Below are 12,577 nucleotides of genomic sequence, written 5' to 3'. Positions count from 1 at the left end.
CTACCGCAAACAACCTTACTTTTCGTGGGAAACCTCTTGTAATCGCAGCCCTTTGACTCGCCGGGCATTCAGGCATAAGGTGCGCAATTCCGCCCCGCAATGGGGCGTCCCACGTATCGGCTTCAGAGCCTGATCGACATCTGCGCGAACGGAAGGCTGTCCGGTTGAATTGCCGGGCGAGCGATCGCGCCCGATTGCTGCCAGGCACGTACCAAGGAACAGGAAGATGTTGCGCCGCATGCTGATCATGCTGGGCGTAGTTGCCGTCATCGTTGCGGTGCTCGCCGGCTCGAAATACCTCTCCATCACCAAACAGATCGCCATGTTCTCGGCACCGCGTCCGCCGGTGAGCGTGAACGCCACCCAGGCCGAGCAGCGCGATTGGCAAAGCCGCCTGGCGGCCATCGGCACCCTGCGCGCGATCCAGGGCGTGACCCTGACCGCCGAAGTCTCCGGCACGGTCAGCGCGGTGCAGTTCGTCTCCGGCGACAAGGTCAAGGTCGGCCAGCCGGTGGTACAGCTGGAATCCAACGTCGAGCAGGCCACCCTGCGTACCGCCGAGGCAGACCTCGGCCTGGCCCAGGTCGAGTACGAACGCGGCAAGAGCCTGGTGGGTCGCCAGGCGATTTCCAAGAGCGAGTACGACCGCCTCGCCGCCCAGCTGAACCGCTCCACCGCGACCGTCGCGCAGCTCAAGGCGAGCCTGGACAAGAAGCGCATCCTCGCGCCCTTCTCCGGCACCATCGGCATTCGCCAGGTGGACGTCGGCGACTACGTGTCTCCCGGCACCGAGATCGTCACCCTGCAGGATCTTTCGACCCTGCAGGTGGACTTCTTCCTGCCCGAGCAGGACTTCCCGCTGCTCAAACGCGGGCAGAAGGTGGTGGTGCGCGTGGCGGCCTATCCGGGCCAGAGCTTCGACGCACAGATCGACGCCATCAGCCCCCGCGTGGACAACCAGACGCGCAACCTGCTGGTTCGCGCCAGCATGGCCAACCCCGACGGCAAGTTGCTGCCGGGCATGTTCGCCAACCTGGAAGTTCAACTGCCGGACAGCGCACCGCGCGTCGTGGTCCCCGAGACCGCCGTGGCCTTCACCCTGTACGGCAACTCGGTGTACGTGGTGGTGCCGCAGAAGAAGAAAGCGGATGACAAGGACGCCGACGTAGCAAGCACCAGCCAGACCCAGGTTACGGAATCGTCGCAGAAGAAGCTGGAAGTCGAACGCCGCTTCGTGAAGACCGGCGAGCGCCGCGAAGGCAGCGTGGTGATCCTCGAGGGCCTGAAGGCCGGCGAAGAAGTGGTGACCTCAGGCCAGCTCAAGCTGGACAACGGCACCGCCGTCGCCATCGTCAAGGACCCGCAGTAATTGCATAGCCGGCGCGCCGCTCGATGCGGCGCGCCAACAGACCCCGCTCTCATCCGGCAGGGTCCGCATTAAGGGATTGAGCTATGTTCACCGATCCGTTCATTCGTCGCCCCGTGCTGGCGACCGTGGTCAGCCTGCTGATCGTCCTGCTCGGCATGCAGGCCTTCAGCAAGCTGGTGATCCGCGAGTATCCGCAGATGGAAAACGCGCTGATCACCGTCACCACCTTCTATGCCGGCGCCAACGCCGAAACCATCCAGGGCTATATCACTCAGCCGTTGCAGCAGAGCCTTGCCAGCGCCGAAGGCATCGACTACATGACCTCGGTGAGCCGGCAGAACTACTCGGTGATCTCGATCTACGCGCACATCGGCGCCAACACCGATCGCCTGGTCACCGAGCTGCTGTCGAAGATCGGCGAGGTGAAGACCCAACTGCCGCCCGACGCCGAGGACCCGATCCTCGACAAGGAAGCGGCGGACGCCTCGGCGCTGATGTACATCAGCTTCTTCAGCGAGCAGATGAGCAACCCGCAGATCACCGACTACCTGTCACGGGTGATCCAGCCCAAGCTCGCCACCCTGCCGGGTATCGCCGAGGCCGAGATACTCGGCAACCAGGTGTTCGCCATGCGCCTGTGGCTGGACCCGGTGAAGATGGCGGCCTACGGCGTCACTGCCGGCGACGTGGCCAGCGCAGTGCGCGAATACAACTTCCTCTCCGCCGCTGGCGAGGTGAAGGGCGAACTGGTGGTCACCTCGGTGAACGCCACCACCGATCTGAAATCCCCGGAAGCCTTCGCCGCCATTCCGCTGAAGACCGCCGGCGACCGCCGCGTGCTGATGGGCGACGTGGCCCGTATCGAACTGGGCGCGGCGAGCTACGACGCGGTCAGCTCGTTCAACGGCATCCCCTCGGTGTACATCGGCATCAAGGGCACGCCCAGCTCCAACCCGCTGGACGTGATCAAGGAAGTCCGCGCCAAGATGCCGGAGCTGGAAGAGCAGCTGCCGCCGGGCCTGCAGGTATCCATCGCCTACGACGCCACGCGCTTCATCCAGGCCTCCATCGACGAGGTGGTGAAGACCCTGGCGGAGGCGATCCTGATCGTCATAGTGGTCGTGTTCCTGTTCCTCGGCGCGTTCCGCTCGGTGATCATCCCGGTGGTGACCATCCCGCTGTCGATGATCGGCGTGCTGTTCTTCATGCAGATGATGGGTTACTCGATCAATCTGCTGACCCTGCTGGCGATGGTGCTCGCCATCGGCCTGGTAGTGGACGACGCCATCGTGGTGGTGGAGAACATCCACCGCCACATCGAAGAGGGCAAGTCGCCGTTCCAGGGCGCCATCGAGGGCGCGCGGGAGATCGCCGTGCCAGTGGTGACCATGACCATCACCCTGGCCGCCGTGTACGCACCCATCGGCTTCCTCAGCGGCCTGACCGGCGCGCTGTTCAAGGAGTTCGCCTTTACCCTGGCCGGCGCGGTGATCATCTCCGGCATCGTCGCCCTCACCCTGTCGCCGATGATGTGCTCGCGCCTGCTGCGCCACGACGAGAATCCCAGCGGCCTGGCCCATCGCCTGGACCTGATCTTCGAAGGCCTCAAGCAGCGCTACCAACGCATGCTCCATGGCACGCTGAACAGCCGTCCCGTGGTCATCGTCTTCGCCCTGCTGATCCTGGCGATCATCCCGCTGCTGCTGATGTTCACCCACAAGGAACTGGCGCCGGAGGAAGACCAGGGCATCGTCTTCATCATGGCCAACGCGCCGCAGACGGCGAACCTCGACTACCTGTCGAAGTACACCGCCGAGTTCGAGGGCATCTTCCGCAAGTTCCCCGAGTACTATTCGGCGTTCCAGATCAACGGCTACAACGGCGTGCAGACCGGTATCGGCGGCATGCTGCTCAAGCCCTGGGACGAGCGCGAGCGCAGCCAGATGGAACTGCTGCACGCGGTGCAGGGCGAGCTGGACAAGATTCCCGGCCTGCAGATCTTCGGCTTCAACCTGCCGTCGCTGCCGGGCACTGGCGAGGGCCTGCCGTTCCAGTTCGTGATCAACACCGCCAGCGACTACCAGTCACTCCTGCAGGTGGCCGAGCGAGTGAAGAAGCGCGCGGAAGAGTCGGGCAAGTTCGCCTTCCTCGATCTGGACCTGGCCTTCGACAAGCCTGAACTGGTGGTCGACATCGACCGCGCCAAGGCCGCGCAGATGGGCGTCAGCATGCAGGACCTGGGTGTGTCCCTGGGGGCGCTGCTGGGTGAAGGCGAGATCAACCGCTTCACCATCGACGGGCGCAGCTACAAGGTGATTGCCCAGGTCGAGCGCGCCTATCGCGACAACCCGAGCTGGCTGAACAACTACTACGTGAAGAGCCAGAGCGGCCAACTGATCTCGCTGTCCACCCTGGTGACCTTCCACGAGCGCGCGCGCCCGCGCCAGCTCAACCAGTTCCAGCAGCTCAACTCGGCGATCATCTCCGGTGTGCCCATGGTCAGCATGGGCGAGGCCATCGAGACAGTGCGCGGTATCGCCGAGCAGGAATCGCCGCGCGGCTTCTCCTTCGACTACGCCGGCGCCTCGCGGCAGTTCGTGCAGGAAGGCAGCGCGCTGATGATCACCTTCGCCCTGGCACTGGCAGTGATCTTCCTGGTGCTGGCGGCGCAGTTCGAGAGCTTCCGCGACCCGCTGGTGATCATGGTCACCGTACCGTTGTCCATCTGCGGCGCACTGATCCCGCTGTTCCTCGGCCTGTCGAGCCTGAACATTTATACCCAGGTGGGGCTGGTGACGCTGATCGGGCTGATCAGCAAGCACGGCATCCTCATCGTCGAGTTCGCCAACCAGCTGCGCCACGAGCGCGGGTTGTCGGTGCGCGAGGCAGTCGAAGAAGCCGCGGCGATCCGCCTGCGCCCGGTACTGATGACCACCGCCGCGATGGTACTGGGCGTCACCCCACTGCTGTTCGCCAGTGGCGCCGGTGCAGTGAGCCGCTTCGACATCGGCGTGGTGATTGCCACCGGCATGAGCGTCGGCACGCTGTTCACCCTGTTCGTGCTGCCCTGCGTGTACACGCTGCTGGCCAAGCCGGACAAGAAACCGGCTGAAGCCCCCGCACCGGCAACGGCGCACTGAGGAAAAAGCCCTGCACCTGCGGGGCTTTTTTATCCCTCCCCACACGACGCCCTCTGCAGGAGCGAGCTTGCTCGCGAACCGCCGGATGCCCATGCGTCAGGCGAACCCGCGTTCGCGAGCAAGCTCGCTCCTACCGGGGGCCGGCGATCTCCGCGAAGAATGCCGTAGCCAAACACTCGCGTAGGCGTGGACTCTGTCCGCGATAGGTCCACCTCGCGCCGGAAGCCATCGCGGACGGAGTCCGCTCCTACAAAATCGCTCCCTTTCAGCATCACCTGACAGACCATTCACAAGAAGCCGGCTGAAGACCCGCACCGGCAACGGCGCACTGAGGAAAAAGCCCTGCACCTGCGGGGCTTTTTATCCCTCCCCACACAACGCCCCCTGTAGGAGCGAGCTTGCTCGCGAACCGCCGGATGCCCATGCGTCAGGCGAACCCGCGTTCGCGAGCAAGCTCGCTCCTACCGGGGGCCGGCGATCTCCGCGAAGAATGCCGTAGCCAAACACTCGCGTAGGCGTGGACTCTGTCCGCGATAGGTCCGACTCGCGCCGGAAGCCAATCGCGGACGGAGTCCGCTCCTACGAAGCCTGTGCATCACTTGGAATCAGGAATTGAAAACGCCACCAACCGATACCCATCCGCAGTACGGATGAAGTCGAAGCTGGCGTGTTTGGCTGGCTCGAACGAACCCAGTTGCCAGTGCTCCATCGCTGAGACCTTCGGTGTCTTCCATTGGGCAAAATCGCCGCAATTGTCGAAGTACTGCGGCTCGCGCTCCGGGTCGAACGGCCAGCCCATGTCATCCTGGCGCACGCCATAGCCGCCGGAGATTCTCAGCGCCTCCAGACGCGCGCGCAGTGGCGCGCCGTGCTGGCTCAGCATGTCGTCCTGCGCAACGGCCTTCCAGTCATCCAGCGGCTCGCTGCCGTGCCCGCTCCAGATTCGCGGGTAGCTGTGGGATTTCAGTGAGACCTCGTCGAGATGGGGTAGGAACTCATCGCGGAACCAGGCGGCGAACTCCTTCTCGATGTCGACGAAGCTGACGTAGCGACCGTCGACTCCCTTGAACGAAACGCGGCGCGGATCACTGGACGGCTGATCGTTCACCTGCCGCGTAAACCAGTCCAGCGCGCCGGCGTGGGTGCTATCGAAGTTCTCCACCAGCGTGTTGCCGTGACGGTCGAGCAGCACTTCGCTGCCACCGCTCCAGCCCTTGTGCTCGCACTGTTCCAGGCTCACACCCGGTTCGGCGCAGCTGCGGGTTGCGCCTTTCAGCGCCACTACCATGCCGTTGCGCATCGCCATGGCGTCACTCAGCTCGGCCGGGATCAGCACCTGGCCATCGCCATCGAGGAAGCCAACCTTGTCACGCACGCGGTCGCGGAAGCGGATGCTGTTCTCGCTCTCGCAGATCGGCGCATTGTCGAAGAAATACACCGAGTCCGGTGCAACCTGGCGGCCATCACGCAACAGGTAATAACTGCGGTAGCCGTCGGCGGTTTCCTCACCGGTGGCGATGATGTGCTCGAAGCGCCGGGCCATCGTGAACATCGGGCTGAGCTTCGGCGGGACCTTCACGCTGCCCTGTACATCCTTGAAGCCGATCAGGTCGTTCTGTGTGAAGGCCACCCAGGGCTCGCCCGCCGCCGAAGCACTCAGAGCCAGCGCTCCGAAGGCTGCCAGCCATGCACCAATGCCCTTTCCTTCCATGCTGGAAACCTCTCCTCGAATCCGTGTTCCGCTGCATTGTGCCACGCGCAAAGAAAAGCCCCCGCGCATCACTGCGCGGGGGCTCGATCGTGCGATTGAACGATCAGGCCGGCTGGCGTTGCATCGCGCCGTTGGCGCTTTCGCCTTTCAGGCTCCAGCTCTTCAGGTGCTCCAGGCTCGCGCGGTAGGGCTTCAGTCCGCTGGCCAGCAGCAACGCGCCGGCGACCAGGGCAACGACGCTGACGATCAGCAGCGAGTAGCGCAGCGCCATGTCGTCGGCGAACACGTAGTCGGTCACCAGGGCAATGGCGGTCGGACCGATGCCCAGGCCCAGCAGCGTGACCACGAACAGGTAGATCGCCGAGGCCTGGCCGCGCATGGAGTTGGGCATGATTTCCTGGATCGCCGCCGGCGCGACACCGAAGGGCATGCTGAGGAAGAACACGATGGGCGCCATCATCGCCGCGGCGGCATTACCGCTGTCCAGCAGTGGATAGACCAGGCTCAGCGGAATCGCCAGGCAGGCAGCCAGCAGGCCCACGCGCATGTTGGCATCGGTGCGCCCGCGCTTGGCCCAGTAGTCGGCGAGGCGCCCGCCGCAGACGATGCCCAGGCAGCCGAACACGGCAACGATGCTGCCGTACACCACGCCTACGTGGCCGGCATCCCAGCCGTAGGTGCGGACGAAGAAGGTCGGTACCCAGGCGCCGCTGCCGTAGCTGGCGAAGGAGATGCAGGCGAAGCCGAAGTTGTGGCAGAGCACGGTCTTGCGATTGGCGCGCAGGTAGGCCCCCACTTCGCTCATCGGCACTACCACGCCGGCGCCTACGCCGCGGCGGGTCGGTTCCTTCACCGCCAGCATCAGCAGGGTGAAGAGCACGCCGGCGGCGCCGAGGATCAGGAAGATGAGTTGCCAGGGGCGCACTTCCCCGAGGATCGGCAGGTGCACGTCGCCCTGGGCGGAAGCGAACTTGATCACCAGCCCGCCGAGCAGGAAGGCCAGCCCCGAGCCGAGGTAGATGCCCATGGAATAGACACTGATGGCAGTCGCGCGGCGATTGGCCGGGAAGCTGTCGGCAATCAGCGAGTAGGCAGCCGGCGACAAGGCCGCCTCGCCCACGCCGACGCCGACGCGGAACAGCAGGAAGTGCCAGTACTGGCGCGCCAGGCCGCAAGCGGCGGTCATGGCGCTCCAGATCAGCACGCCGACGGTGATCAGCCCGCGGCGGCTGCGGCTGTCGGCCATGCGCCCGAGGGGGATGCCGCACAGGGTGTAGAACAGCGCGAAGGACAGGCCCATCAGCAGGCTCATCTGCGTGTCGCTGATCTCCAGATCGCGACGGATGGGGCCGACCAGCAGGTTGAGAATCTGTCGATCGATGAAGGACAGCACGTAGGCGACCATGAGGATCGCAACCGTGGACCAGGCCACGGCACTGGAGGGGTAGCCGTTATTGTTGTTGTTCATGCCGGGCTCCTGAAACGCCGCCAATCGCGGCGAAGGCGAAGGGGAGAACCCGCAGAGTAGGCATTGCGAACGAGTCGCGCGCGCACTATCAGGTCTCTGAATGCGCGCGGCGGCCGTTGGCTGATGAATGGGTGGTCAAAGGTTGGCCCACGGGTTTCACCGGGGCAGTTGTAGGAGCGAGCTTGCTCGCGAACAACTTGCCTGCAGCTCCAGCGCTGGGCAGGTTCGCGAGCAAGCTCGCTCCTACGAAAGATCGCAGCAGCGCAGTAGGACGCATAACGCTTTAGGCGTTGTACGCCCTACACATCCATATCGGTGCCCTCCCCCTCCTCTCTCCCGGAGGGGAAGGGAGCTGTCCGTGCCGGCTGACGCCTTGCTGCCACCCTGCGCCGAACGGTCCCCTCTCCCTCTGGGAGAGGGTTAGGGTGAGGGGAAGCCCGAGCAGCCAATTTGATCAGATCGCAGCAGGCGTCCGCTCACACAGCTTGGCCAGTGCCCGCGCCCACAGCTCCTGATCATTCAGGCAAGGCACCAGCACCAGTTCCTCGCCACCCGCCGCGCGGAACTGCTCATTGCCGCGCTGGCCGATCTCTTCCAGGGTCTCGATGCAATCGGCGACGAAGGCCGGGCACATCACCAGCAGGCGCTTTACGCCCTGCTTGCCGAGCTTGTCCAGCTGCGCCTCGGTGTAGGGTTCGATCCACTTATTGCGGCCCAGGCGCGACTGGAACGATACCGACCAGCGCCCGTCTTCCAGCCCCGCGCCCGCGGCGAAGTCCTCGGCCGTGCGCAGGCACTGGCTGCGGTAACAGACGGCCATGACGTCCTCGTGCACGCCCCGGCTGGAGCTGGCAGTGAGGTCATGGCCCTTGTCTTTCACCAGCTTGCGGATGTGCGACTCGGGCAGGCCGTGGAAGCTCAGCAGCAGGTGATCGTAGGGTTGCTCCAGGTACGGCTTCACGCTGTCCACCAGCGCCTGGCGGTACTCGGGCTCGGCGTAGAACGGCGGCAGCACCTTCAGCTCCAGCTTGAGGTTGTGCTCGCGCATTACCCGGCGGGCTTCCTCGATGGCGGTGGTGGTGGTGCTGTCGGCGAACTGCGGGTAGAGAGGCGCGAAGGTCACCTGGGTGATGCCCTGCTGGCTCAGGCGCAGCAGCGCCTTTTCAATCGACGGTTCGCCATAGCGCATGCCCAGTTCCACTGGGCCATGCGGCCAGAACGGCCGGACGGCTTCCTGCAGGCGGCGGCTCAGCACGATCAGCGGCGAGCCCTCGTCCCACCAGATCGATGCGTAGGCGTGTGCGGACTCCTCCGGACGCTTGCGTAGCACCAGCGACACCAGCAGCCGGCGGATCGGCCAGGGCAGGTCGATCACGTATGGGTCCATGAGGAACTGATCGAGGTAGCGGCGCACGTCCTCGACCTGGGTGGAGGCCGGTGATCCCAGGTTGACCAGCAGGAGGGCGTTTTGGGTCATGCAGTGTCCTTAAACCGGTACGGTAGGAGGTCGTCGTGCGGGCTGCGCAGTTTACACGCAGCCCGCGCTGTCCAAATGTTCCAAGGCTGTTGCCGATGTCGCAGGGGCTCAGCGCTTCTCTTTCAACACATCGGCCAGCGCTTGCTTGAACTCCGGGAAGCGGAACTCGAAGCCGGCGTCCAGCAGTCGACGCGGCACGATGCGCTGGCCACCCAGCAACAGGGTCGACATCTCACCCAGCAACAGTCGCAGGGCAAAGCCCGGCACGTGCATCAGCGTCGGCCGGTGCAGCGCCTGGCCCAGTTCCTGGGTGAAGTCGCGGTTGCGCACCGGCTGTGGCGCGCAGGCATTATAAGGACCGGCCGCGTCGTCCTTGCGCAAAAGAAAATCGATCAGGGCGATCTGATCTTCGATATGGATCCAGGACATCCACTGCCGACCATCCCCCAGCCGCCCGCCAGCGCCCAGGCGGAACGGCGGCAGCAGGCGCTTGAGGAAACCGCCTTCGGGCGCCAGCACCAGTCCGGTACGTACCAGCATCACGCGAATGCCCAGCGCCTCCGCCTCGCGGGCGATCTGCTCCCAGGCCAGGCACAGCTCACTGGCAAAATCCTCGCCGGCCGCCGCGCTGTTCTCTTCCAGCGGACGCTCGCCGGCATCGCCATACCAGCCGACCGCCGAGCCGTTGATCAGTACCGCCGGGCGCTGGCTGCGACCTTCCAGCCAGGTCACCAGGCGCTCGGTCAGGCGCACCCGGCTGTCCCACAGCAGGGCCTTGCGCCGGGCGCTCCAGGGCTTGTCGGCGATGGGCTCGCCGGCCAGGTTGACCACCGCATCCAGCGGTCCGTCACCATAGGCCTCGAAGTCGGCAATGCCGCGCACCGTCTCGCCACACAGCGACGGGACGCGTTGCGGCTGGCGGCTCAGCACGGTGAGCTGGTGCCCTTCGGCGCTCCACTGGCGGCAAAGGCGGCGGCCGATCAGGCCGGTGCCGCCGGTCAAGAGAATATGCATGGCGAACTCCTTGTTGCGTTGTTCCACCTTCCATCAGTCTGGACGAGAGGGAGGCGATTGCATTGACACTCCCTCTGCGGCGAGGTCTACGCTGTAAGTGCCGGAACCAAAGCCGGGCTCATCTCTGAATGAACCGATGCGGCGCCGAAGGTTCCGATGATCGGACTCCTATCGTTGACGAGCGCGGACAGCTGAAACTCAATTGTACAGATAGTTTCGTTTGTACAAGAACATCCCGCTCGTTACGCTGAAAGCAGACAGATAACGAGGCATGCCATGAGCGCCCCCATTGCCATCATTGGCACCGGTATCGCCGGACTCTCGGCCGCCCACGCCCTACGCGACGCCGGACAGGTCGTCCAGTTGTTCGACAAGGGCCACGGCAGCGGCGGCCGGATGGCCAGCAAGCGCAGCGAGGCCGGTGCCCTGGACCTTGGTGCGCAGTACTTCACCGCCCGTGACCGACGCTTCCTCGACGCCGTGCAGAAGTGGCGCGAGCGCGGTTGGGTCGCCGAATGGGACCCAGCCCTCTACCAGTACCGCGACGGTGAGCTGAGCCCCTCCCCCGACGAGCAGCCACGCTGGGTCGGCACCCCGCGCATGAGCGCAATCACCCGCGCGCTGCTGCAGGACCAGGTCGTCACCTTCACCTGCCGAATCACCGAGGTGTATCGCGGCGAGGAGCACTGGCACCTGCAGGATTCCGAAGGCCAGACCCACGGCCCCTTCAGCCGCGTACTGGTCGCCACCCCGGCGCCACATGCTGCGGCGTTGCTGGCCAGTGCGCCGAAGCTGGCGGCCGCTGCCGCGAGCATTCCCATGGAACCCACCTGGGCCGTTGCGCTGGCTTTCCGCGAGCCGCTGGATACCCCGGTGCAGGGCTGCTTCGTACATGAAGGGCCGCTGTCCTGGCTGGCCAGCAACCATTCCAAACCAGGCCGCGACGAGCAGTTGGACACCTGGGTGCTGCACGCTGCCAGCGGCTGGAGCAAACAGCACATCGACCTGCCCAAGGAAAGCGTGATCGAGCACTTGCGCGGCGCCTTCGCCGAGCTGATCGGCTGTGCCGTGCACGCGCCAGACTTCGCTCTCGCCCATCGCTGGCTCTACGCCCGTCCCATGGAAGCGCATCAGTTCGGCGCGCTCGCCGACGCCGACCTGGGCATCTACGCCTGCGGCGACTGGTGCCTCTCCGGCCGCGTCGAAGGCGCCTGGCTGAGCGGCCTGGAAGCCGCACGCCGCCTGCTCGAACACCTCTGATCGCACACGGCCCTCTCCGTTCGGAGCGGGCCGCGCAACGCCTGCGCCCGCCTCACGCCCTTGTACAAGCCTTTGCACTTGTACAAGCCTGCGTCTATCCTGAGCAATAGTTGTACAATAAATTCATCCTGTACAAGAAATCGGTTGCCGCCATGTCCACTGTTCAGCCCGCCAGCCCCTCACGCCCGCAGCTCGCCATCAGCGCCTGTCTGCTGGGCGAACCGGTGCGCTACAACGGCGGACACAAGGCCTCGCGCCTGTGCCTGGACGTGCTCAGCCGTCACTTCGACTTCATCCCGGTATGCCCGGAAGTTGCCATCGGTCTTGGCGTGCCGCGTCCCACGCTGCGACTGGTGGGCGACCGCGAAGATCCCCGCGCATTGATTCTGCGAGAAGGCGGCCGCGACGCCAGCGACGCCCTGCGCGACTTCGGCCGCAAGCAGGCCGCGCTGCTGCAGGACATCTGCGGCTACATCTTCATGCAGCAGTCGCCATCCTGCGGTCTGCAGCGGGTGAAGCTCTACCGCTTCGACGGCCAGTTGCGTCCGCCGGGTGTGCGCGGGCTCTATGCAGAAGCCTTCTGCGCCGCGCGCCCGGAGTTGCCGGTGGAAGAGGAAGGCCGGCTCAACGACCCGGTGATCCGCGAGAACTTCCTCACCCGCGTGTTCGCCTACACCGCCTGGCAGAAGCTCTGCGAGAACGGCCTGACACGCCACGCGGTGATCGGCTTCCATTCCCGCTACAAGTACCAACTGATGGCGCACAACCCGCGCCAGTACAGCGCCCTCGGCCAGCGCCTGGCGAAGATCGGCGAGCAACCGCTGGAAGACTTCGCCCCGGATTATTTCCGCGACTTCATGCAGGCACTGGGCGCCTGCGCCACCCGCGGCACCCACAGCAACGTGTTGCAGCACCTGGCCGGCTATCTCAAGCACGACCTGCCGACGACCGAGAAGGCCGAGATGCAGCGCCTGATCGACCAATACCGCGAAGGCGTGATTCCGCTGGTGGTGCCGCTCACCCTGCTCAAGCACCACTTCCGTCGGCACCCGCACCCCTACATCGATGCCCAGGCCTACCTGCAACCGCACCCCGAAGACCTGAGCCTGCGCAATGCCATCTGACGTACCGACAGGAC

General features: G+C 65.1%; 8 protein-coding genes. 4 read left to right on the top strand and 4 right to left on the bottom strand.

The window, feature by feature from the left end; genetic code table 11:
- Positions 1-226 precede the first annotated feature (226 nt).
- Both ACNFH5_RS29535 and ACNFH5_RS29530 read left to right on the top strand, forming a co-directional pair.
- Entirely contained in the window at positions 227-1,369 is a 1,143-nt protein-coding gene (locus tag ACNFH5_RS29535) for an efflux RND transporter periplasmic adaptor subunit (protein WP_416752330.1), read from the top strand.
- 83 nt (positions 1,370-1,452) lie between these two features.
- On the top strand, positions 1,453-4,509 hold the full coding sequence (locus tag ACNFH5_RS29530; RefSeq protein ID WP_416752328.1) for a multidrug efflux RND transporter permease subunit: 3,057 nt from the start codon (positions 1,453-1,455) through the stop codon (positions 4,507-4,509).
- 595 nt (positions 4,510-5,104) lie between these two features.
- Here ACNFH5_RS29530 and ACNFH5_RS29525 read toward each other — a convergent pair.
- From ACNFH5_RS29525 to ACNFH5_RS29510, 4 genes are all read right to left on the bottom strand, one after another.
- Positions 5,105-6,220, bottom strand: coding sequence for a hypothetical protein (locus ACNFH5_RS29525; RefSeq protein WP_416752326.1), 1,116 nt, complete (start codon positions 6,218-6,220; stop codon positions 5,105-5,107).
- A gap of 103 nt (positions 6,221-6,323) precedes the next feature.
- Positions 6,324-7,688 carry a spinster family MFS transporter gene (locus ACNFH5_RS29520; RefSeq protein ID WP_416752324.1) on the bottom strand — a complete coding sequence of 455 codons (1,365 nt, stop codon included), beginning with the start codon at positions 7,686-7,688 and terminating at the stop codon, positions 6,324-6,326.
- Positions 7,689-8,142: 454 nt separating this feature from the next.
- The gene (gene hemH / locus ACNFH5_RS29515; RefSeq protein WP_416752322.1) at positions 8,143-9,165 is read right to left on the bottom strand and encodes a ferrochelatase; all 1,023 of its coding nucleotides are present in this window, start codon (positions 9,163-9,165) and stop codon (positions 8,143-8,145) included.
- A gap of 108 nt (positions 9,166-9,273) precedes the next feature.
- Positions 9,274-10,179: a TIGR01777 family oxidoreductase gene (locus tag ACNFH5_RS29510; RefSeq protein WP_416752320.1), complete on the bottom strand. Its 906-nt coding sequence runs from the start codon at positions 10,177-10,179 to the stop codon at positions 9,274-9,276.
- A 276-nt stretch (positions 10,180-10,455) separates the two neighbouring features.
- Here ACNFH5_RS29510 and ACNFH5_RS29505 point away from each other — a divergent pair, with 276 nt between their 5' ends.
- Positions 10,456-11,439, top strand: a complete 984-nt coding sequence (locus ACNFH5_RS29505) for an NAD(P)/FAD-dependent oxidoreductase (RefSeq protein WP_416752318.1) — start codon at positions 10,456-10,458, stop codon at positions 11,437-11,439.
- Between the two features lie 152 nt (positions 11,440-11,591).
- Entirely contained in the window at positions 11,592-12,563 is a 972-nt protein-coding gene (locus tag ACNFH5_RS29500; protein ID WP_416752316.1) for a YbgA family protein, read from the top strand.
- Positions 12,564-12,577 lie beyond the last annotated feature (14 nt).

It is taken from the genome of Pseudomonas sp. NY15435, from assembly GCF_048068295.1.
Classification (GTDB): domain Bacteria; phylum Pseudomonadota; class Gammaproteobacteria; order Pseudomonadales; family Pseudomonadaceae; genus Pseudomonas.
This window is presented reverse-complemented; position numbering and strand designations above follow the sequence as displayed.

Bases quoted from the DNA above. Each gene is read 5' to 3' on its own strand.
- ACNFH5_RS29535 (WP_416752330.1), top strand. From the start codon at position 227: ATGTTGCGCCGCATGCTGATCATGCTGGGCGTAGTTGCCGTCATCGTT.
- ACNFH5_RS29530 (WP_416752328.1), top strand. From the start codon at position 1,453: ATGTTCACCGATCCGTTCATTCGTCGCCCCGTGCTGGCGACCGTGGTC.
- ACNFH5_RS29525 (WP_416752326.1), bottom strand. From the start codon at position 6,220: ATGGAAGGAAAGGGCATTGGTGCATGGCTGGCAGCCTTCGGAGCGCTG.
- ACNFH5_RS29520 (WP_416752324.1), bottom strand. From the start codon at position 7,688: ATGAACAACAACAATAACGGCTACCCCTCCAGTGCCGTGGCCTGGTCC.
- hemH (WP_416752322.1), bottom strand. From the start codon at position 9,165: ATGACCCAAAACGCCCTCCTGCTGGTCAACCTGGGATCACCGGCCTCC.
- ACNFH5_RS29510 (WP_416752320.1), bottom strand. From the start codon at position 10,179: ATGCATATTCTCTTGACCGGCGGCACCGGCCTGATCGGCCGCCGCCTT.
- ACNFH5_RS29505 (WP_416752318.1), top strand. From the start codon at position 10,456: ATGAGCGCCCCCATTGCCATCATTGGCACCGGTATCGCCGGACTCTCG.
- ACNFH5_RS29500 (WP_416752316.1), top strand. From the start codon at position 11,592: ATGTCCACTGTTCAGCCCGCCAGCCCCTCACGCCCGCAGCTCGCCATC.